Genomic DNA, 21,304 nt, shown 5'->3' with positions numbered 1-21,304 from the left:
GGCGAACCTCTGCAGACAGCGATCGGAGTACTACGGTGAGCGCATGAAGCGATCATTTACCGCCCTGATCGCGGCCACCCTGGTCGCCGCGACCCTGACCACCACGCCCGCCGTCGCTGCCCCCACCTCCAAGCCGGTGGTGAAGTGCGAGTTCACGCCGACGCCGGAGAATCCGGCCGCCAAGCCGGTCCGGATTCCCTCGGCCACGGCGAAGGCGAAGGGCACCGTGGACGTGTTCTTCCTGACCAACTACGGGTCGTTCGTGGTCCGGATGGACCGGGCGAACGCGCCCTGCGGGGTGCACAACTTCGTGCACCTGGTGCAGAGCCGGTTCTACGACTTCACGCAGTGCTTCCGGCTGACGAATTCGGCACGGCTCGGTGTCCTGCAGTGTGGTGACATCTACCGCCAGGAAGAGGGCGGACCGGGGTACAAGTTCCCGGACGAGGTCACCGGCCAGGAGACCTACCCCCGCGGGACCGTTGCCTACGGCAACCAGGGGCCGGGGACGAACGGCAGCGAGTTCTTCGTCGTGCACTCGTTCGCGAACATCCCGCCGAACTACACCGTGCTCGGCCACGTGATCGCCGGCATGTCGACGTTCGACCGGATGGTGAAGGCGGGCATCGCAGACCCGGACCAGGACGGCCCGCCGGTCCGCCCGATCCGCATCCTCAAGGTGCTCGAGCTCTAGTCGGTCGGAGGCTGCCAGGGGTCGGTGCGGGTCATCCCGGCCGCCCGGCCCTTGGCGGAGATGACGAGGGCCATCTTGCGGGAGGCTTCGTCGATCATCTCGTCGCCGAGCATCACCGCGCCGCGGGCGCCGCCGGCGGCCGAGGTGTAGTGGTCGTAGGCGTCGAGGATGTTCTCGGAGTGGTCGTAGTCCTCCTGGCGCGGCGAGTAGACCTCGTTGGCGGCCGCGATCTGGTCCGGGTGCAGGACCCACTTGCCGTCGAAGCCGAGCGCGGCCGATCGGCCCGCGACCCGGCGGAAGCCCTCGACGTCCTTGATCTGCAGGTACGGGCCGTCGATCGCCTGCTTCCCGTACGCCCGCGCCGCCATCAGAATCTGCATCAGGATGTAGTGGTACGCGTCGCCGACGTCGTATCCGGGCGGCTGCTCGCCGACCACGAGCGACTTCATGTTGATCGACGCCATGAAGTCGGCCGGCCCGAAAATGATCGTCTCGACCCGCGGTGAGGCGGCGGCGATCGCGTTCACGTTGGTGAGGCCGAGCGCGTTCTCGATCTGCGCCTCGATGCCGATCCGGCCCGGCTCGTAGCCGTGCACCTTCTCGAGCTGCGTCAGCAGGAGGTCGAGCGCGACCACCTGCTCGGCGGTCTGCACCTTCGGCAGCATGATGCAGTCCAGGTTCGCCCCGGCGCCGGAGACGATCTCGATCACGTCCGCGTAGGTCCACTCGGTGGTCCAGTCGTTCACGCGGACGACGCGCACCTTGGTACCCCAGCCGCCTTCGTTCAGCGCGGCGACGATGTTCTTGCGCGCCTCGACCTTGGCGATCGGCGCGACCGAATCCTCGAGGTCCAGGAACACCTGATCGGCGTCCAAACCCTTCGCCTTGGCCAGGAAGCGTGGGTTCGACCCCGGCGTGGCCAGACACGACCGCCGACTGCGCAACACCTGTTCCGACATACGACCTCCTTCGGTTACTCACCGGTCACCGGCAGCGTACGGCGAAACGCACGCGACCTGCCCGGTGACATCGCTCACTGTGACACGCTCTGTGGCACTCTGGGCCCGTGGCGAACGAGGAGGCTGTGACGGAGATCGCCGGCGTGATGAAGAAGGCCGGTCTCGTCTGGCTGTCCTGGAACGGCGGACGCCCGGCGCCGGCGTGGTTCGCCACGGTCGACGGCCAGTACGTCGTACTCGCGGACAAGGCCGACAGCGCCGAGCAGCCACTCCCCGGGCTGGCCGCGGCCGGCTCCGCGGAGGTCGTCGTACCGGCTAAACCGGCCACTAACCGGCTAGCGAGCTGGACTGCGACCGTACGGCGGCTTGATCCGGCCAGTGCCGAGTGGACCACCGCAGCCCAAACCCTGCGGACAGAGCGGCTCAACGCGGCCGGACTGGACACACAGCTCGAGCGGTGGAAGGCAGAGGCCGACCTGCTCGTGCTGGAGCCCACAGGCGAGATCACCGAGGCTGTCGGCCGCTACGACGGCACTCCGCGGGCCGAAACGCCCGTCGGCACTCGTGCCACGACCCGCGGGAAGGCGCCGATCACCCTCCACCGCCGCATCCGCCGCCGTCCGCGCCTCAGCTGAGACCAAGGCCGGGCAGGTTAGCCTTCGAGCATGACCGGTTCACCGTCTCGCGTGTACGTGGCCCGGCTGGCTGGTCTCCCGGTGTACGACCCGAACGGGGACCAGGTCGGGAAGGTCCGCGACGTCGTGGCGATGCTGCGGCAGGACCCGACCCAGCCGCCCCGCGTCCTCGGTCTGGTCGTCGAGGTGTTCACGCGGCGCCGCATCTTCCTGCCGATGACCCGGGTGACGTCTGTTGACGTCGGACACGTGATCACCACCGGACTGCTCAACGTACGGCGGTTCGAGCAGCGGCCGACCGAGATCCTCGTCCTGGGCGAGATGCTGGACCGCACTGTCACCATCAAGGAGACCGAGACCTCAGCAGTCGTGTTCGACATGGCCATGGAGCAGTGGCGGACCCGGGACTGGGTGCTGTCGAAGGTGGCGGTCCGGGAGGGCGGCCACCGGTTCCGGCGGCGCGGACAGTCGCATGTGCTCGACTGGAGCGACGTCACCGGTTTCGCCCAGGTCGAAGAGGGTCAGGGCGCGACGCACATCCTGGCGGCGTTCGAGTCGATGAAGGCCGCGGACCTGGCCGGCGTACTGCATGAGCTGTCCGCCAAGCGGCGCAGCGAGATCGCTGCGGCGCTGGACGACGAGCGTCTGGCCGATGTGCTCGAGGAGCTGCCCGAGGACGACCAGGTGGAGATCCTGGCCGGCCTGGATACCGAGCGGGCCGCGGACGTGCTCGAGGAGATGTCACCTGACGACGCAGCCGACCTGATCGCCGAGCTGCCGACAGAAACCGCAGAGCGCTTGCTGACGCTGATGGAGCCCGACGAGGCAGAGGACGTACGGCGACTGCTCACGTACGAGGAGCGCACTGCGGGCGGACTGATGACGTCGGAGCCGGTGATCCTGCCGGCCGACGCCACCGTGGCCGACGCACTCGCCCACGTGCGGAACGCCGACCTGAGTCCGGCCCTGGCCGCGATGATCTACGTAGTCAGGCCTCCGCTGGAGACTCCGACCGGACGGTTCATCGGCATCGGCCACATCCAGCGGCTGCTGCGCGAACCACCGTCGGAGCTCGTGTCCGCCGTACTGGACACCGATCTGGACGGACTGCGGCCGGACGACAGCCTGCAGACGGTCGCCAAGTACCTGGCGACCTACAACCTGGTGTCCGCGCCGGTGCTCGACGACCAGGGCCGGCTGGTCGGTGCAGTCACGGTCGACGACGTACTCGACCATCTACTCCCCGAAGACTGGCGTGACGCCGACCATCCGCACGACGACGAGGACGTACTGCAGGAGGTGGACCACGATGCCTCGTGACGACCGCAGCACCGACGACCGCCGCTCGCGCGGTAGCAGCGCGGACGACCGCCGGCTGCTCCGCAACACCAGCCGCCTGGACATCCCCCGCGAGCTGCGCCGCACGATCATCCGGCGGAACGCGTACGACGCCGACGCGTTCGGGCGGCTGTCGGAGCGGATAGCGCGGTTCCTCGGCACCGGGCAGTTCCTGGTCTACATGACCGCGACGATCCTGTTCTGGGTCGGCTGGAACATCTTCGCGCCGGAGAGCGTGCGCTTCGACCAGTATCCGTTCATCTTCCTGACCCTGGCGCTCAGCCTGCAGGCGTCGTACGCCGCACCGCTCATCCTGCTGGCACAGAACCGGCAGGAGGCCCGCGACCGGGTCCAGTACGAGCGCGACCGGGACGTCGACAACCGGACCCGCGCGGACATGGAGTTCCTGGCCCGCGAGATGGCGTCGCTGCGGATGGCCGTCGGCGAGGTCGCCACCCGCGATTTCCTCCGCTCCGAACTCCGCTCGCTGCTGGCCGATCTGGACCTGAAGAGCCGCGAGGACGACCGGGTCTGAGAGCTGCCTGAACGTCTGCCCGAAGGTCTTGGCGGTCGAGCTACCCTCGCTTCTAGGTGAGGAAGGACGTGGCGATGAAGACTCGCTTCAAGCCCGATCGTGGGCTGACCAGCCGGATGGTTGTGACCAGTTTCCTGCTGGGGCTGCTGTACGTCGCTTTTGTCGGGCTACTGATCGCGTTGACCAAGAGCGCCGTACTGGCGGTGGTGATCGCGGGCGGTGCGCTGTTCGCGCAGTACTGGTTCTCCGACCGGATCGCGCTGTACGCGATGCGCGGCAAGATCGTGACTCCGGAGGAGGCGCCGCAGCTGCATGGCGCGATCGACCGGCTCTGTGCGCTGGCCGACATGCCGAAGCCCAGGGTCGCCATCGCTGACGTCGACCTGCCGAATGCCTTCGCGACCGGCCGCAACCCGAACAAAGCGGTCGTCTGCGTGACCACCGGCATCATGCGCAGGCTCGACGCCGACGAGCTGGAAGGCGTGCTCGCACACGAGCTGTCCCACGTGGCACACCGGGACGTGGCCGTGATGACAATCGCGTCGTTCCTTGGCGTGCTCGCCGGCCTGATCACCCGCTTCGGTCTGTACGGCGGCCTCGGCCGGGGCAACCGGGATCAGAACGCGGCCATGGTCGTGCTGACCATCATCTTGGTGTCGGCCGTGGTCTATGCGATCTCGTTCCTGCTGACGCGGGCGCTGTCGCGCTACCGCGAGCTGGCGGCGGACCGGGCCGGCGCGATACTCACCGGCAGACCGTCGACACTCGCGTCGGCGTTGACCAAGATCAGTGGGGACATCGCCCGGATACCGTCGCGCGACCTGCGTCAGGCCGAGGCGTTCAACGCCTTCTTCTTCGCGCCGGCGATCTCGGGCAAGGGCGTCAGCCTGTCGTCGCTCTTCTCCACCCACCCGCCGCTCGAGAAGCGACTCGACCGACTCGGTGTGCTGTCCCGCGAGCTGGGCGAGCAAGCTTAGGCCTATGGGTCTCCTAGACATCCTGCTTGGCAGGAGCAAAGCCGTCCCGCCGAACCTCGATCAGCTGTTCCAGCTTCCGTCGGCCGCGATCACTCTGGAGACCGCGGCCGGCTACCGTCCCACCGGCAGTGGTTCGGTCTGCTTCAAGGCAGCCGAAGGCGGCGGCTTCTCGACCATGCGCGAGGAGGTCGACAAGCTGCTCGCCCTCGACAACGGCAAGTTCACCAGTACGACGGACTCCTACGGCTTCACGTGGTTGGTCCGCGAAACCACACCCGACAACCTCGAGGGCCTGGTCACCGACCTGCACGGCGTCAACACCTCCCTGGTCGATGCCGGCTTCGGCTCCGCCCTCCTGTGCACGCTGGTCGCCTTCACCAACGGCACCCAGTCCCTGGGCCTGGTGTATCTCTACAAACGCGGCAGCTGGTACCCGTTCGCCCCGGCCAGCGCCGACCGCCGCAACAACACCACCGAGCTTCAGATCAAGTCGATCGTCGGCGCCGACCTTCGGTTCGAAGCGGACCTCGCCCGCTGGTTCCCCGTCTACGGAGCCCCCGGCCTCTGAGTCCCGTTACGACGTCAGGCTGACCTCGATCTGGCAGCCAGCCTTTCGGACTGGGTCGAATGCGTTCGACTGAGGGTTGCCTTGCCGGGCGTAGGTCACACGGACCGTGGTCGGGCGGGTTCGACGGAGCACGTAGCCTTGGGGCATGGCTCCTACTGCTGACCAGGTGACCACGGCGCTCAGCGGGGTGCTGGATCCGGAGATCAAGAAGCCGATCACGGACCTGGGGATGGTCGAATCCGTCGTCGTTCGCGATGACGGCGTGGTTGCCGTGCGGATTCTGCTGACCGTCGCGGGCTGTCCGATGAAGGACACGCTGCGGCGTGACACGACCGCCGCGGTGAGCGCACTGGACGGCGTCACCGGGGTCGAGATCGACCTCGGCGTGATGTCGGCCGAGCAGCGCGCGGCGCTGCAGACCCAGTTGCGCGGTGGCGTCGCGGAGAAGGAGATCCCGTTCTCCCGGCCGGACTCGCTGACCAAGGTGTTCGCGATCGCCTCCGGCAAGGGCGGCGTCGGCAAGTCGTCGGTGACGGTCAACCTCGCGGTCGCGATGGCCCAGCAGGGGTTGTCGGTCGGCGTGCTGGACGCGGACATCTACGGGCACTCGGTGCCGGCCATGCTCGGCGTCGCGGATGAGCGGCCGACCGCGGTGGACGACATGATCATGCCGGTGCCCGCGCACGGCGTGAAGGTGATCTCGATCGGGATGCTGAAGCCCAAGCGGGACCAGGTGGTCGCGTGGCGCGGCCCGATCCTGGACCGCGCGCTGGTGCAGATGCTGGCGGACGTCTACTGGGGCGACCTCGACGTACTGCTCCTCGACCTGCCGCCCGGCACCGGCGACATCGCGATCTCGGTCGGCCAGCGGCTGACCAGCGCCGAGGTGATCGTGGTGACGACCCCGCAGGAGGCCGCCGCCGAGGTGGCCGAGCGGGCCGGGACAATGGCCCAGATGGTGCATCAGCGGGTAGCCGGCGTGGTCGAGAACATGTCGTACCTGCCCTGTCCGCACTGCGGTCCCGAGCACCGGATCGAGATCTTCGGCTCGGGCGGCGGGGCACGGGTTGCGGAGACCCTGTCGGCGCGGCTCGGGTACAAGATTCCGCTGCTCGGCGAGATCCCGCTGGACGAGCGGCTGCGCAGTGGCGGCGACCTCGGTAGGCCGCTGGTCGGCGCCGACCCCGACGCCCCGGCCGCGCAGGTGCTGGACGGCATCGCATCCAAGCTCGGCGGCAAGCCCCGCGGCCTCCTCGGCCGCCAACTCGGCCTGTCCCCGGTAGGCCGCTGACCGTTTAGGGTTGATCGGGTGCCGATTCCTGCGGAGCATCCGGTTCTGACCGACGGGGTCGTGACGCTGCGGGCGCCACGACCGGACGACCTCCAGGGACAGATCGACCGTCAGCGCGAGGAACAGCGCAGGTTCGACGAAGCGGACGCGCGGCGCTGGATCGGCTTCGGCATCACCGACGCCTGGGCGGCGCACGAGCGACTGCTGTTCATCGTCGAGTTCAAGGGCCGGTACGCCGGATCCGCCGCACTCGAGCCGGATCAGGACGGGAACGCACGGGTGCACTACAGCCTGTCGGCCTGGGCGCGAGGCCATGGCGTGGCGAGCCGGTCGGTGCGGCTGCTGCTCGAGTTCGGGTTCAACACCTGTGGATTCCACGTCGTGCATTGGTGGGCTCGCGTCGGCAACTGGCCGTCGCGGCGGGTGGCGTGGGCGACCGGCTTCCATCTCGGTGAGACGATCCCGAGTCTGGCCGAGGAGAACGGCGGTCGGGTCGATGCATGGACCGCCTGGATCGGCCCCAAGGATCCACGCCGGCCGCGGCGGCCCTGGTACGTGCACCCGGTGCTCGAGACGCCCAGGCTGCGGCTGCGCACCTGGCGCGAGGACGAGATCACGCGGATCACGAGCGGCCGGACCAACCAGACGACCGCGCATTTCCTGCCGTTCATCCCGCAGCCGTTCACTGCCGGCGATGCCCGGTTCTGGCTGAACGACATGGCCGAGCAGGCCGCTGCCGGGCGGCGGTTCAACTGGTGCGTCGCCGACGCGGACACCGACCTCGGGCTCGGCAACCTGACCCTCTTCGGGATCCACCACGACGAGGTACGCGACGGCGAGCTGGGCTACTGGATACACCCCGACGCAACGGGCCGCGGCGTCATGACCGAGGCGATCTCCCGGGTGGCTCAGTGGTATTTCGCACCCGCGGCCGAGGGCGGCTTCGGCGGGCGGCGGCTTTTCATCCGGACTGCGGCAACGAATACGGCAGCCCGTCGTACCGCCGAGAAAGCAGGCTTCCAACTGGCCGGCATCGAACGCGACGCCTTCCCGCTGTCAACCCAGCTCGACGGCAAGGCGACCTACGACCTGCTGTCCTCGGATTAGGTGGACTCTGGGTCGAACGGCGGGCGCTGGCCGGCCGGGAGGCGCTCCGGGGCCGGGTCGGCGAAGTCGGAGACAGGCTTGTCGTCGTAGTCGTCCGAGCCCTCGAGGAGGTGCTTGCGGACGAAGTTCTTCGGGTTCAGATCCTGCAGGTCGAGGTCGGCGAACTCAGGCCCGAGCTCGTTGCGCAGATCGTTCTGCGCGTTGTTGACCATCTGCCGGACCTGACGCAGCAGCCGGCCCGCGGTGCGGGCGAACTCCGGCAGCCGATCCGGGCCGAAGACGAGAACGGCGACGATCGCGATCACGACCAGCTCGAGTGGCCCGATGCCGAACATGCCCCACCTCTGTCTACGTCGTTCCAGCCCCTGCTCCCGACGCCGACCAGGGTATCTCCACTCTGGTCACGGCGCCTGCCGGGCTGCTCAACCGATCTGCTGGCCGAGGGTCAGTGTGACCTGCTTGGGCTTGCCGCTGCGCTCGTACACGAGCCGGACGCTCTCCCCCGGCTGATGCGTGCGAATCGCGACGATCAGGGTCTCGGCGGAGTCCACGGGCGCCTCGTTCACCTCGGTGATCACGTCGCCCACCCGCATCCCGCCCTTGGCGGCCGGCGAGCCGGTGGTGACCGCGCTGACCCGCGCACCGCCCTCGAACTGCATGTCCACGCTCGCCCCGATCACCGGGTACGACGCCTGGCCGGTGGCGATGAGCTGTTGCGCCGTCCGCCGGGCCTGGTCGATCGGAATCGCGAACCCGAGCCCGATGTTCCCGCTCTGCCCTTCCTCGGCACCGCGGACGGTGGCGATCGCGGAGTTGACCCCGATCACCCGCGCGTTCATGTCGACCAGCGGGCCCCCGGAGTTCCCCGGGTTGATCGCCGCGTCGGTCTGGAGCGCGCTGATGTACGACTGCTCGTTCGTGGTCTCACCCGTCGTGGTGACCGGCCGGTTCTTCGCCGAGATGATCCCGGAGGTCACCGTGCCGGCCAGTCCGAGCGGTGAGCCGATCGCGACCACGTCCTGTCCGACGATCGCGGCGTCGGACCGGCCGAACTGCACCGACGGCGCGTCCAGACCGATCACCTGGACCACAGCGAGGTCGTACGCCGGGGACCGGCCGACCAGCCGTGCGGTCGCCGTCTTCCCGTTCTGCGTGACGACCTGGATCGACCCACCCGAAGCGGCGGCCGAGACGACGTGGTTGTTGGTCAGAATGTGTCCGGAGTTGTCGATCGCGAAGCCGGATCCGGTCGCGTCCGAGTTGTCCTCGCCCTGGACCTTCAGCTGGACGACACTCGGGAGCAGCGTCGCAGCGACCGCGGAGACCGATCCGGTCTTGATCTTGGGGTCAGCACCGGCGCCGACCGGCGGACCGGGCTGCTGGGCGACCGGTGCGACGGTGTCGTGGTTCACGGCGAGCACGGTCACGGCCGCGCCGGTGCCGGCGATCACGCCGATCACCAGGGCCACGGCCGCGGCGATGACGATCACCCGGTTGGCCTTCGACGGCGGCTCCGGCGTGTACGCCCGGGCCTGCTGCTGATGCCAGTCCAGCGGCGGGGGCGGCGTGTACGTGGGCCGGTACGCCGGTTGCTGCGTCGGCCACGCCTGTCCCTGGTACACCGGCCGGAAGCTCGGCTCCTGGGACTGGGCCGGCGGCTGTTGTGCTTGGGGCTTGCCGAAGCTGCGCTGTGTGGTGGACCGGCCGTTGGTCTGCCGGTACGCGGCGTCGCTCCCGGGCGTCGGGATCGGCCTGCTACCAGCTGGCTGAGGACCGGCCACCACGGGTCCGGCGGTGAGTGGGCCGGGCTGCGGAGGGGGTCCAGCGAGCGGCGCGCTGGGGGTGGGAAGGAGCGCTGCGGGTTCCGAAGAGGTTGGGTTCGGAACTGTCGGCTCGGCGTCGTCGTTGCTCACGCTGCCCGCCTCACGTCGTCGTCGTGGTCTCGGCCGGAGACCACTCTCGAGGTTACCGGAGGGTCTTCCAGATCCGATTATCCCAGTTTCGGCGAAAGCGCACCCATCGGAGTGAGCCACGTCGCGATTTTCGCCAGCCCGGCCCCCACGCGCTGGATCGCGGTCAGCTTCGCCGGGACGTCGTGCGGGAACGCGCGGACCACCTGGCCGAGCATGTCGGCCGGCAGATCCCCGATCAGGGTGTAGACGATCCCTCCCGACGACCAGACGACGTACGACGGCATCCCGTAGCGCAGGTAGACGCCCGGGGTGTCGGTGCGGCTGAATCCCGCGACCGCGGCCGGGTCGAGCTCACCACGCTGTTCGAAGAGCGACACGTTGAAGAGTCCGTCGGAGTACGAGAACTGCAGTGAGCCGTTGGTCGTGTCCTTGTGGACGTCGTACAGCTGCATCGACGCGGGCAGCTCGGGCGCACACACCCAACCCTGCGAGCGGAGACTGTCGGCCTTGCCCAGGCCGAGCGACTCGACCCCACTCGGGACCATCGGCGGCAGATGCGCGAGGAACTCCGAGTCTTCGATCTCGAGCTCGGTGAACACCGTGGCCCGGACCATCGTCTTGCCGTCCACGCTGAACAATTGCCGCTGCAGCAGCAGTCCGGTCGCCTTGTCGATCCAGAATCGCGCCGCGAGCGTCTGGTCGCCGCGCAGGGCCTCCACCAGGACGGCCGCCCGTCCGATGGTGTCCGTGCAGCACTGGTACACGAGCTGGTACGTCGCCTTCAGCAACGCCAGCGGTCCGCCGTCAATCGACGCCTCAGAGCTCGTAGCGCGTTGCACGAAGGCCTTTGCGCCCGGTGCGGCCGACGAGCCGTCCACGCTGATCTCCGAGCCCTGCGAGGCCGCGTGCACGATGTCGAGCATCGCTGAGCTCGCGCCGTGCGGTCCCCACGCGGTGATGATCTGAGTGCCGTGGTACGAAACCCGATTCGGCGCTGCGGCCGCGCGCTCCAGCCAACTGACTGCGAGCGGTGAGTCGGCCCGAGTCGCGGTCGGCAGTGCGACCGCGACGGCGGGCGTGGGCAGGCCGAAGCCGATCAGAGCAGTACTGACCAGCACGGCGAGCCGAGTGAGGCTCACGGTTCAGCGTCCGGCCAGGGCCACCGGCTGCAGCGTCGGGCTCAGCCCGGCGTACCCAACCCCGTTGTAGGAGTTCAGCAGGGCGACCGGGTCGGCGAACGGCGCTCCGCCCGTGGCGCTGGCGTGGTCCGACGTGAAGGTCGTGACTGGCGGCTGGAGCGCGGGTGGCTGCTCCGACCGGGCCGGATCTCCGACGACGAACGCCGTACCGAGGAGAGATGCGACCGCAGCTGCCGAGCCGGCCGCGCCCAGCACGCCGGTGCGGCGTCGGGAGCGGGTGGTCCGGGCTGCGCCGGGCCTCGTGCGACCGGTGCGCCCGGCTGGGAACGCGGACCGCTGCGGGAAGAGTGCGACCGCCGGCGTGAGCACCGGGCGGACCTCCTCGCGCGGCTCCGGCGAGAACGACGAGACGCCCATCAGGCGCTGCATCAGGTCAGTGGACGGGTCCGGTGCCTCGGCTGTCGCCATCCGGGCCTTGAGCCGGCGCTGCGCGTCAACCTCGGCCCGGCAGGTGTCGCAGCCGACCAGGTGGCTCAGGACCTTGTCCCGGGAGTCATGGTCCAGCTCGCCGTCGACAACGGCGCTGAGCTTGTCCATCGGGTGCTTGTCCATCGGGTGCTGCAGGCTCATCGGTGCTCACCTCCGTCACCGAACGGGAGGTCCGCGGGCGGACCGCCGATCCGGGTCTGACCGGACCGCGGGGCCCGGTGCTCCAGGTGCTTGCGCAGCATCGACCGGCCGCGGTGGATCCGGCTGCGGACCGTGCCGAGCTTCACGTCCAGGACGTCCGCGATCTCGTCGTACGTCATGCCCTCGATGTCGCAGAGCACCACGGCCGCGCGGAAATCCTCCGGCAGCGCGTCGAGCGCGTCCTGCACATCGTGGTCGAACAGGTCGGAGTCCAGCTTCTCGGCCGGGCCCTCACCCTTGGCCGGCAGCCGGTCGTGCGCGTCGTCCGGCAGGCCGTCGAACCGGATCCGCTGCTTGCGGCGGGCGCCGTCCAGGAACAGGTTCGTGGTGATCCGGTACAGCCAGCCCTCGAACGTGCCCGGTGTGTACGACGACAGCGACCGGAAGACCCGGACGAACACTTCCTGGGTCAGGTCCTCGGCGTCGTGCTTGTTCCCGGTCAGCCGGTACGCCAGCCGGTAGACCCGGGCGGAGTGCGTGCGGACGATCTCGTCCCACGAGGGGAGCGTCTCGGGCACGGGCTGTGGGACAGGCGCCATCGAGGTGTCGACGGGCTTCACCGCAACGCCTCCCTGGGTCCTCTCGGCAATGAGCGTGAAGGCCATGGTGCCGCGGTCACCGTCCTCTGCGCACGTCGGGAAAACCCGGGTTGGACCCTGAGTTGTTCGTACGACGGCTCAACGCGGCACTCCGGCACGAAGTTCCCTCTCACCACTAGAGACGCCCGGACAGCCATTTCCGTTGAATCACCCGCTACTTTTCTTCGATGACGGCTATTGGGTCGCCGTCGCGGACCACTTCGCCCTCGACGACCTTGAGCTCGACGATGGTGCCGGAGACCTCCGCCAGGACCGGGATCTCCATCTTCATCGACTCCAAGATGACCAGCGTGTCATCTGGACCCACGGTGTCACCGGCTCGGACAGTGACCTTGAGCACATTGGCCACCAGTTCGGCCACCACGGTGTGACTCACTAGCGCTCCTCGGGTCCGGATCTCCTGCCTTGATCCTAGGCGGGAGATCCGGACCGGAGAACTCAGCCTCCGCAGGTGATCGCCGGGTAGTTCAGCGTCAGCCGGGTGTACTGCGGTGAACCGTCGTTCCAGCGGTACGCCGCGGTCGTGAGCGACCCGGCCGCCAGTGGCGGCCCGCCGCCGGTAAACGCGTGGTAGGCGCCCTTGCCGGCAGCGACGGCCGAAATCTTCTCCTCACCGACCGGAGTGGTGAATCGGACGTCCATCGGCGCCGAACCCGCGTTGTAGGCGTAGACCGGCAGCATGGCCGCGCCATTCCAGCACTGCGGCCGAGCCGATGTGGAGATGCCGAACGCCGCGTCAGACACGCCGGCCGGTGCAGCCGGTGCAGAGTCCAACCGGATCGGGTTGAAGAGCGCCGTGTTCTTGGTCTCCGCGACGCCCTTGCCCCAGGTCAGCCAGCCGCGCCGCCCGGTCCCGTCGTTCTCGTTGACGACCACAGTCGCCGACATGAGCCGATCCCCCGGCGCGAACTCCACAGTGCTCCAGGGAATGGCGACCTCGTACGTCGTCGTGTGGGCGGTGTTGTCGCGGACGACCTTCGCCTGCACACCGGGTGGAGTGCCGGCCAGCTCCACCGGAGCCCAGCGCCACGTGTCCACAGTGCCTGCATCGGTGAGCGCAGCCCCGATCTCCTGGGTTCTGGTCGCCTCACCTGGCGCACCGGACGTCATGCCGATCTGTAGACCGTCACCGCCCCAGATGTCGCCGTTCCGCTTCGGCTGCGAGAACACGTCGTCCGTGACCTTCGCGGACAGGTACAGGTTCTGACTGTCTTGAGTCAGCCAGAGCGATCCGGACAGGTCGCTGGGTCCACCCCAGCCTGTCACCGGCGGCGTCCCTGTCCCGGCCAACGAGATCGGAGTGACCTGGCTGAGCTCCGGATCGATTACCCCGTCGAGTGTCACGGTGTGCTGGGTGGCGATTGTCGGCGTACCGACTGGCCTCAGCAGGCCCGATGCCTTGAAGAAGCCGACACCTGAGATCCGCAGGCTCGCTGCCCAGTCCGATGGCGCTGTGACCGGGAGTGTCACGTCGGCCGACGCCGTACCGTGCGCTGCGATCACCGTGCCGGCCAAGAGCGTTCCGGATCCCGGTCCGGACGCCCAGTCGAGTCCCGCGACCGTATACGAGTGGGCTGAGGTGTTCTTGACGCGCAGACGAAGCAGGTCCTGCCCAGAGGTACTCAGAACGTGTGAACCCGTGACGACCAGTGGTGCGGTCGCCGTACCGCTCGTGGTCAGCAGTGCGGCAGTCGCGCCATCCACCGTGACCTTTGCCGAGTAGGTCCGGGCGCCGGTCGAGTTCTGAGCGGCGTAGGTGACGGGCACGGACACCGTGCCACCTGCAGGGACGTTGCCGCTCGTCTGGCCGGTGCCTGCCTGAACGGTGAAGGCGTGTGCGCTCGCGTCCGGGTTGGTGAAGGTCAGAGTGCCGCCAACCGGGTCACCGGCAATCTCCGGCTGCACTGCCAGGGAAAAGCGGGTCGAGAGCGCTACCCCACTGATCGCACCTTTCAGGTACACGGGCTCGGGTCCCGCGGTCACCCAGACGTGGCCGCCCGAGTCCGCGGTCAGATTGGTGACTGCGCCGTACATGTTGGTGACCTGGACGGTCGAGCCGGGCGTCGCGCCCGCGTTGACCAGCGTGGGCGTCTGTGCCCAGACCGCGTGCACTGTCTGGGCGCCGCCGGCGTTGAAGGCGACGTCGTACCCGTTGGTGCCGAACTTGGTCTGGCCAATCAGCGGCAGCTGGTCGATCTGCCGAGCCAGGACGGCGGTTGCGACGTACGACGGCTTCGGTACTAGCGCACCGCGGGTGTCCAACGTGTTGCGGACCAGTCCGAAGCGGTGCTCGACGTTGGTCGGGTCGGTCCCCGAGTCCATGAAGTTGTAGCCGCTGTAGCGGGCAACACCGTTGCCGAAGGCCAACAGTTCGCCACGGATCAGGTCGCGGGCCTGGACCGGCTCACTGACTGCCGTGGCGCTGGTGCCGGTCGCCCAACCCTGCTCGGAGATGTAGATCGGCTTGGTCGAGCCATGCGCGGCCATGATGCTGCGGATCGTGTTGACGTAGGCAACCGACGCTTCCGGGTCGCTGGGCTGCACGTACGGGTGGATCGTGATTGCATCGACGTAGTCCAGACCACCCAGGTCGGCGAACCGGGTGAACCAGGTCTGCCAGTCCGCGATGACTGCCAGCGACGGACCGGTGAGCTTGACGTCCGGATGCTTCGCGCGGACCGCCGCGCTGACCATCTTGAGCAGTGCGACGTAGTTTTCGGCCGTGGCACCAGCAGGGCCGTTCTGATCACGCCAGTTCCACTCGTTCCACAGTTCGTACGTCGTGTGCGCCGTACCGAACTCGTTGACCGCGGCGACGGCGTACCGGGTGAAGGCCTGCCGTTGCGCGTCGGTCGACGGCGCCTCGTCCGGGTAGTAGAGCGTGTTGCCGTAGTCGAGGATGTTGAGGAAGTCGATGTTGTTCGCGTCCAGTGCCGCCTTGTAGTCCTTCACCTTCTGCGGGAACTGGATCACCCCCGGCGTGGTCTCCGCTGCGGCCCAGAAGGCCTCGTCACGCGCGGTCGAGATACCGGCCTTGGCCAACAGCGGCACCGAACCCACACCGGGGTTGGCGCCGCTGCTGAAGCCGAGTCCGGTGGCGACGCCGATCCGGGTGTCCGTCGAGGTCGAGAAGTCGTGCGGTGCGAGCATCGAGAAGTCCGTACCGCCGTTGGTCACCCAGCCGTCGGACGAGGTCGCGGTGAGGTCGGCCTGGTACCAGCCCGGCGTGCTGATCGACAGAGCGAGCTGTCCGTTCAGCGAGGCGGCTGTTGCGGAGCCCTTGGCGACCTCTGTGCCGGTCGCGTCCCGCACGGTCCAGGCGACCGTGGCGGCGTTGGTACTGAAGCCCAGCGTGACCTGCTGGCCCACGGTGAAAGCATTGCCGACCGTTGTCGGCGTGATGGTCAGAGTCGGCGCGGCGGTGGCGGCCGCGTGAGCGGGTGACTGGAGTACGGCGGCCAGCAACAAACCGGCCGTGAGAAGACTGACTGCGCCAGAGCGGCGGCGGGCCATGTAGTGCTCCTCCCAGGTGAAAGCGAAAGCGGTTTCGCACATCACACCCTCATCCCCGGCGAGCCGCCTGTCAACGGCTCGCAGCAAGGGAGTGCCTGATGGTCACGCGCCGTCGCGAGCATGTGCTCGGTGCGGTGCATCGGCGTGCTGGAGTGAAGGCCTCGATGCTTTTCCATCGTGGCCTTTGCTCCAGTGCGGCGAGGTGCCGTGCCGAGTGCAGCGCAGTAGGCGCGGGACCATTAGGCACTCCCTCACTACGATGAGCAGATGGCCGACCAGCTGATCACCTTGTCCGATGTGGCTACTGCGGCTGGGGTCTCGCTGTCGACTGCCTCGAAGGCTCTCAACGGCACGGACCGGATCTCTCAGGCCACCCGGGACCACGTCCGGGACACCGCCGTACGCCTCGGCTTCCGGCACAACGCACTGGCTCGCTCGTTCGCCCGCGGCCGCAGCCAGACGATCGGCGTGCTCACACATCGCGCATCGAACCCGTTCACCCGGATCGTCCTGGCCACCGTCGCCACCGAGCTCGGCGCCAAGGAGCAGGCCATCCTGCTGTACGACGCACGCCTGGGCGATCACGACATCACCGAGAGCGTGCTGCAACTGCGCGCCCGCCGGATCGACGGTGTCATCGTGATCGGCACAGGTACGTCGTACCCGACACCGTCCATCACCGAGCGGTTCGAAGTACCGGTGATCTACGCGTTCACCTTCACCGAGGACCCGACCGACGTCACGATCACCTCCGACGACGCGGCGATCGGGCGACTCGCGGCCAACCACTTGATGTCGAAAGGCCGACGCCGGCTCGCGCACATCACCGCGGAGCCACACGACCACGCCGCCCAGCGTCGAGCCCAGAGCGCCACTCAGGCGCTCACGGACGCCGGACTGGAGTGGGCAACGCCGGTGCGCTTCGGGCGCTGGCGCGAGGACTGGGGTGAGGTCGCGGCGCGTGAGGTGCTGGCCGAGGTGCCCGACGTCGACGGGATCTTCTGCGGCAGTGACGCGATCGCCCGCGGCGCCGAGCGGGTCGTGCGGGCCAGTGGCCGACGGGTGCCCGAGGACGTGTCGATGATCGGCGTGGACAACTGGGAACAGCTGATGCACGACCAACGCGTGACCCGGCACCTGACCACGATCGAGGTCGGGCTCGAGGAGATCGGCCGCCGCGTCGCGGCCCAGCTACTCGACCCCAACCCCGAGCCCGGCATCCAGTACGTCACCCCTCAGTTGGTGATCGCGGAAACGGTCTGATCGTCCTCGTGGATCGAGTAGCGCGGGCTGAACCCGAGGAGGTCGCGCGCGCGGGACGTGTCGACCAGTGCATCCCGTCCGGCGACAGGACGTCGTACCGGGACTGTCGGTGCGTAATCGCGCAACAGCTCTTCTGTTGGGCGGTCGATCAGGACGTCATCCGCGGCCAGCCCGACCACGTGCGCTCCGGTCGCCGGTGACTCCAGTGCGGCGATGATTGCCCGGACGCCGTCGCGGAGATCGAGATAGGCCCAGCCTTCACGCGCCATCGTGGACGGGTCGCGCTCGGCGTTGGCCGCGAATCTGCGCAGCTGTTCGCGAGATTTGACCAGTGGAAAGCGCAGTGCGATCACGTTGACGCCCCACCGCCGCCAGGCCATCCGGGCACTCTGTTCGTCCACACTCTTCGACAACGAGTACGCATCCGCGATGTCCGCACGGATGTCCTCGTCGAGCGGGTAGTACGCCGGCAGGACCGGATGCACGTTCATCGGTACGCCGAACGCGTTGATGCTGCTCGCGATCACCACCCGGCCGACCCCCCGCTGCCCTGCCTGAGCGAGCACGTTGAACGTCGCCGTCACGTTGTTGTCGAACACCTCCTCCGGCGTACCCAGGCTGGGATGCGGAATCGCCGCCAGATGCAGTACGGCGTCCACCCCGTCCAGTGCGGTCCCGACATCGGCCACCGAACGCGCATCGCCGACCAGCGAGCGGTCCGCCGTACTGGCGTGGTCGTAGCGCAGCGACAGGCCGGTCACGCCGTACCCGGCGTGCCGGAGCCCGGCGACCGCCGCCCGGCCGATGGAACCATCCGCACCGGTGACCAGCACCCGCCTCACGCCTTGATCCCTCCGGACAGACCGACGCCACGCAGGAACGCCCGCTGGAAGACCAGGAACAACGCCACCGGGATCAGCAGGGCCAGGAACAGACCCGCCAACTGGATGTTGAGCTCCGTCGCCCTGGCGATCTTCGGCAACGCCACCGAGACCGGCTGCAGATCGGGATTCGTCAGCACCAGCAGAGGCCACAGATAGTCCTTCCAGGACGAGATGATGCTGAGCAGCAGGACCACGCCGAGGATCGGGCGCGACAACGGCAGGACGAGCGAGGTGAAGACCCGCAGTGAGCCGGCGCCGTCGATCCGGGCCGCCTCGAAGTACTCGCGCGGGATGCCGTCGAAGAAGCGCTTCACGATCAGCACGTTGAACGCGCTGGCCGCCGGCGGCAGCCAGACCGCCCAGAACGTGTTCGTCAGGTTGCTGTGCACCACCGGCAGTTTGAGCACGGTCAGGTACAGCGGGACGAGCGAAACGATGTGCGGCACGAAGAGCGTGACCAGGATCGCGGCCGACAACCACGGTCCCCAGCGCGGCCGGAGCACACTCAGCACGTAGCCGGCCGTCGTACAGACGATCAGGGAGGCGAGCGCCGTACCCGCCGCGATGATGCCGGTGTTGCCGAGGTAGTAGCCGATGTGGCCTTGCTGCCAGGCAGTGGCGAGGTTCTGCCACTGCACGTGTCCCGACGGGAAGAACGCGAGTGGTTGCCGGATGCTGTCCTGGGTCGGCGAGATCGCTGCCTTGAGCAACCAAAGGAACGGTCCGAGGCCGGCCACGAGCAGTCCGGCGAACACCAGGACCTGACCGATGAGGAACGGCACCCGGACCCGCGTCTGCCTGCGGTCCGCGTCCGACAGCGCGCCACGCTCGCTCATTCTGTACTCCAGCCACGCGTGGCCAGCTGAAAGACAGCCGACAGTACGCCGAGTGCCACGGCCAGCAAGACGCTGAGCGCCGTCGCGGCACCGTAGTCGCCATTGACGAAGGCGTAGTTGTAGATCAGCAGGAGGATCGTTGTGGTCGATCCCTGCGGCCCTCCGCCCGTGAACAACAAGGGCTCGGTGAAGAGTTGCATCGTCCCGATCACCTGCAGGAGAAGCATCAGCAGCAGCACTCCGCGCAGATGCGGCAGCATCACGTGCCACACCCGCCGGAACACGCCGGCGCCGTCCAGCTCGGCCGCCTCGTACAGATCAGCTCGGACCGAAGTCAATGCAGCGAGGTAGATGATCACTGCGTTGCCGGCACCGGCCCAGGTCGCCTCGAGCACGATCGACGGCATCGCCGACCCCGGACTGTCCAGCCACAGGAACGGTCCGAGGCCGACCCACCCCAGGATGGTGTTGAACATCCCGTTCGGTGACGGGTCGTAGAAGAACCGCCACAGCAGGATGGCCACCACGGGTGGGGTGATCACCGGCAGGTACGCGAGTGTCGTGTACGCCCAGGACCGGCCGCGCAGCTCGGACAGGAACATCGCCAGCAGGACCGGCAGCGGGAAGCCGAAGAGCAACGCCAGCAAGGTGAACCAGACTGTGTTCGCGGCTGCCTGACCGACACCCGGGTCGGTCAGGACGTACCGGAAGTTCTCCAGCCCGACCCAACGCACCGGATCGATCAGGTTGGTCTGCTGCAGGCTCATCACCAGCCCGCGGACGATCGGGCCCCAGGAGAAGACCACGAAGACCACGAGTACCGGCAGCGCGAACACCACTGCCGGCACTCCGTTGCGCAGGCGCCGGATCAACTCAGCGCCCAAGCTTGGCGTTCACCGTGGCAGCGGCCTTGGTCAGCAGCGCCGGGATGTCGGCCTTCGCGTTGCCCAGTACGGTCTGCACAACCGGATCGAGGGCGGCGTACACCTCCTGTGCCTTCACAGGCGGCTCAGGGATGATCTTCTGATCCGCTGCGACCTTCGTGTACGCGGCGAAGTTCTCCAGCGGGACGTTGACGTACGGCTTGATCCAGGAGTTGTACGTCGCGTACTGGTCCGCCGCGACCACCGGTAGACCTGGCACACCGACAGGCAGCTTCCCGGCCACACTGGTCTTGGCACTCGTCACAGCGGCGTCCTGGTTCACGTACTTGTTCAGGTAGTTGTACTTGATCCACTTGATCGCAGCGGCCCGTTCGGCGTCCGTCGTACTCGGACTGACGACCTGCACGCTGCCACCGCTGAGGGTGCCGTGATCGCCGCCCTGCTGGGGCATCGGGCCGATGCCGAACGACGACGCCTTCAGCCCGTTCGTCTGGACCAGCGTGCGATAGGAGTCCGGTGCGGCCATGTACATGCCGATCTTGCCGGCCGAGAAGGCTTTGGAGATGCCGTCGATGTCGTAGAGCACCGCCTGGCCCATCGACTTGTCGACCCACTTCATGTCGTGCAGCGCCTGTAGTGCGGCCTTCGACGGCGCATCGTCGAACGACGCCTTGGTGCCGTCGGCGTTCTCGATCGTGCCGCCGAACGCGTAGGTCTGGGTGGTGAACATCCAGCCGCCGGTGTTGTTCGTGGTCATCTGCGCGTAGCCGGCCTGATCGGTCGCGGCGGTGATCTTCTTCGCGTCCGCGCGGACCTCGTCCCACGTCGTGGGCGGCTTGTCCGGATCCAGGCCGGCCTTGGTGAACAGCTCACGGTTGTAGACCAGCCCCACCGAGTACGCGGCCGTCGGAACGGCGTACACGTTGCCCGCCTGGTCCTGGGCGATCTTCAGCACGGTCGGATTCAGGTCCTTCAGCAGCCCGTCGTCCTTGAGCGCCTTGGTCAGGTCCGCGACCTGCTTGCGCGCGATCATGCCCTGCGGCTCGGTGAACGGCACATTCAGTACGTCGGGGAGCTGGCCGCCGGCCGCCTGGGCCTGGAACGTGGTGGGGTCCCAGAGCGTCTCGACCGGGTTCAGCTTGATGTCTGGGTTCGCCGTCTGGAAGTCGGCCACCCTCTTGTCGAACGCCGCCCGGTTGGCCGGGTCGGAACTACTGGGACGGTCACCGACCGTGATCGTCACCTGTCCACCCCCACCGGAGTCACCGGACGCGGAAGGTGCGCTGGAGCAGGCCACCAGTCCTGCCAGCGCCATCAGGGAAGCGGAAACCACTGCGGTGGAACGGATTGCGGTTCTGGTCATCGGAACTCCTCAGCGGGCCTGCACCAGACGATGGTGCTCAGGGCGATCGGCGAGCCGATCGTTCCGCAGAGTAGCGCAAGCGCTTTCGCAAATACTAGACCTCAGCCCCGGTCGGA

21 protein-coding genes are annotated in these 21,304 nt (G+C 68.0%); 9 read left to right on the top strand and 12 right to left on the bottom strand.

Features of this window, described 5'->3' with window-relative positions; translation table 11 throughout:
* Positions 1-43: 43 nt before the first annotated feature.
* Entirely contained in the window at positions 44-694 is a 651-nt protein-coding gene (locus ACWF4Z_RS24610; protein WP_452245482.1) for a peptidylprolyl isomerase, read from the top strand.
* Here the strand turns inward: ACWF4Z_RS24610 and ACWF4Z_RS24605 are convergent.
* Positions 691-1,653, bottom strand: a complete 963-nt coding sequence (locus tag ACWF4Z_RS24605; protein ID WP_452245481.1) for an HpcH/HpaI aldolase/citrate lyase family protein — start codon at positions 1,651-1,653, stop codon at positions 691-693. The genes ACWF4Z_RS24610 and ACWF4Z_RS24605 overlap by 4 nt on opposite strands.
* Positions 1,654-1,760: 107 nt before the next feature.
* On the opposite strand from ACWF4Z_RS24605, the gene ACWF4Z_RS24600 reads away from it, so the two are divergent.
* The 7 genes from ACWF4Z_RS24600 (at position 1,761) to ACWF4Z_RS24570 (ending at position 8,104) form a co-directional block, all read left to right on the top strand.
* A complete protein-coding gene (locus tag ACWF4Z_RS24600) occupies positions 1,761-2,288 on the top strand; it encodes a hypothetical protein (protein WP_452245480.1) in 528 nt (175 codons plus the stop codon).
* Between the two features lie 30 nt (positions 2,289-2,318).
* Positions 2,319-3,608 carry a magnesium transporter MgtE N-terminal domain-containing protein gene (locus ACWF4Z_RS24595; RefSeq protein WP_452245479.1) on the top strand — a complete coding sequence of 430 codons (1,290 nt, stop codon included), beginning with the start codon at positions 2,319-2,321 and terminating at the stop codon, positions 3,606-3,608.
* Positions 3,598-4,161: a DUF1003 domain-containing protein gene (locus ACWF4Z_RS24590; protein ID WP_452245478.1), complete on the top strand. Its 564-nt coding sequence runs from the start codon at positions 3,598-3,600 to the stop codon at positions 4,159-4,161. The genes ACWF4Z_RS24595 and ACWF4Z_RS24590 overlap by 11 nt, the downstream gene beginning before the upstream one ends.
* Positions 4,162-4,235: 74 nt before the next feature.
* Positions 4,236-5,138, top strand: a complete 903-nt coding sequence (gene htpX / locus ACWF4Z_RS24585) for a zinc metalloprotease HtpX (protein WP_452245477.1) — start codon at positions 4,236-4,238, stop codon at positions 5,136-5,138.
* 4 nt (positions 5,139-5,142) lie between these two features.
* Positions 5,143-5,706 carry a PspA-associated protein PspAB gene (gene pspAB, locus ACWF4Z_RS24580; protein WP_452245476.1) on the top strand — a complete coding sequence of 188 codons (564 nt, stop codon included), beginning with the start codon at positions 5,143-5,145 and terminating at the stop codon, positions 5,704-5,706.
* A gap of 145 nt (positions 5,707-5,851) precedes the next feature.
* Positions 5,852-6,997 carry an Mrp/NBP35 family ATP-binding protein gene (locus ACWF4Z_RS24575; RefSeq protein ID WP_452245475.1) on the top strand — a complete coding sequence of 382 codons (1,146 nt, stop codon included), beginning with the start codon at positions 5,852-5,854 and terminating at the stop codon, positions 6,995-6,997.
* Positions 6,998-7,015: 18 nt separating this feature from the next.
* Positions 7,016-8,104 (top strand): GNAT family N-acetyltransferase, encoded by a 1,089-nt coding sequence (locus ACWF4Z_RS24570; RefSeq protein ID WP_452245474.1) that lies wholly within the window; start codon positions 7,016-7,018, stop codon positions 8,102-8,104.
* Here ACWF4Z_RS24570 and ACWF4Z_RS24565 read toward each other — a convergent pair.
* The 7 genes from ACWF4Z_RS24565 to ACWF4Z_RS24535 all read right to left on the bottom strand — a co-directional run bounded on the left by ACWF4Z_RS24565 (position 8,101) and on the right by ACWF4Z_RS24535 (position 16,000).
* Positions 8,101-8,439, bottom strand: coding sequence for a sec-independent translocase (locus ACWF4Z_RS24565; RefSeq protein WP_452245473.1), 339 nt, complete (start codon positions 8,437-8,439; stop codon positions 8,101-8,103). The genes ACWF4Z_RS24570 and ACWF4Z_RS24565 overlap by 4 nt on opposite strands.
* 87 nt (positions 8,440-8,526) lie before the next feature.
* A complete protein-coding gene (locus ACWF4Z_RS24560) occupies positions 8,527-9,885 on the bottom strand; it encodes a S1C family serine protease (protein ID WP_452245472.1) in 1,359 nt (452 codons plus the stop codon).
* A gap of 209 nt (positions 9,886-10,094) precedes the next feature.
* Positions 10,095-11,156 carry a sigma-E factor regulatory protein RseB domain-containing protein gene (locus ACWF4Z_RS24555; RefSeq protein WP_452245471.1) on the bottom strand — a complete coding sequence of 354 codons (1,062 nt, stop codon included), beginning with the start codon at positions 11,154-11,156 and terminating at the stop codon, positions 10,095-10,097.
* A gap of 3 nt (positions 11,157-11,159) precedes the next feature.
* Entirely contained in the window at positions 11,160-11,786 is a 627-nt protein-coding gene (locus ACWF4Z_RS24550) for an anti-sigma factor family protein (protein ID WP_452245470.1), read from the bottom strand.
* Positions 11,783-12,451, bottom strand: a complete 669-nt coding sequence (gene sigE, locus ACWF4Z_RS24545) for an RNA polymerase sigma factor SigE (protein WP_452245469.1) — start codon at positions 12,449-12,451, stop codon at positions 11,783-11,785. Before sigE ends, ACWF4Z_RS24550 begins: the two co-directional genes overlap by 4 nt.
* Positions 12,452-12,599: 148 nt before the next feature.
* Entirely contained in the window at positions 12,600-12,821 is a 222-nt protein-coding gene (locus ACWF4Z_RS24540) for a biotin/lipoyl-binding carrier protein (protein ID WP_452245468.1), read from the bottom strand.
* A gap of 62 nt (positions 12,822-12,883) precedes the next feature.
* Positions 12,884-16,000 carry a sugar-binding protein gene (locus tag ACWF4Z_RS24535; protein WP_452245467.1) on the bottom strand — a complete coding sequence of 1,039 codons (3,117 nt, stop codon included), beginning with the start codon at positions 15,998-16,000 and terminating at the stop codon, positions 12,884-12,886.
* A gap of 225 nt (positions 16,001-16,225) precedes the next feature.
* On the opposite strand from ACWF4Z_RS24535, the gene ACWF4Z_RS24530 reads away from it, so the two are divergent.
* Complete coding sequence (locus tag ACWF4Z_RS24530; RefSeq protein WP_452245466.1) at positions 16,226-17,221, top strand: LacI family DNA-binding transcriptional regulator; 996 nt, start codon at positions 16,226-16,228, stop codon at positions 17,219-17,221.
* Here ACWF4Z_RS24530 and ACWF4Z_RS24525 read toward each other — a convergent pair.
* The 4 genes from ACWF4Z_RS24525 to ACWF4Z_RS24510 are packed head-to-tail and all read right to left on the bottom strand — an operon-like array spanning position 17,194 to position 21,188.
* Complete coding sequence (locus ACWF4Z_RS24525; RefSeq protein WP_452245465.1) at positions 17,194-18,063, bottom strand: NAD-dependent epimerase/dehydratase family protein; 870 nt, start codon at positions 18,061-18,063, stop codon at positions 17,194-17,196. The two genes, ACWF4Z_RS24530 and ACWF4Z_RS24525, sit on opposite strands and share 28 nt — an antisense overlap.
* Positions 18,060-18,941: a carbohydrate ABC transporter permease gene (locus tag ACWF4Z_RS24520; RefSeq protein ID WP_452245464.1), complete on the bottom strand. Its 882-nt coding sequence runs from the start codon at positions 18,939-18,941 to the stop codon at positions 18,060-18,062. The genes ACWF4Z_RS24525 and ACWF4Z_RS24520 overlap by 4 nt, the downstream gene beginning before the upstream one ends.
* The gene (locus tag ACWF4Z_RS24515; protein ID WP_452245463.1) at positions 18,938-19,825 is read right to left on the bottom strand and encodes a carbohydrate ABC transporter permease; all 888 of its coding nucleotides are present in this window, start codon (positions 19,823-19,825) and stop codon (positions 18,938-18,940) included. Before ACWF4Z_RS24515 ends, ACWF4Z_RS24520 begins: the two co-directional genes overlap by 4 nt.
* The gene (locus ACWF4Z_RS24510; protein ID WP_452245462.1) at positions 19,815-21,188 is read right to left on the bottom strand and encodes an extracellular solute-binding protein; all 1,374 of its coding nucleotides are present in this window, start codon (positions 21,186-21,188) and stop codon (positions 19,815-19,817) included. The genes ACWF4Z_RS24515 and ACWF4Z_RS24510 overlap by 11 nt, the downstream gene beginning before the upstream one ends.
* Between the last annotated feature and the right edge of the window lie 116 nt (positions 21,189-21,304).

This window comes from Kribbella sp. NPDC055071 (assembly GCF_053608045.1).
Note: the sequence above shows the minus strand (reverse complement) of the source record. Positions and strands in the feature narration are given on the sequence as shown.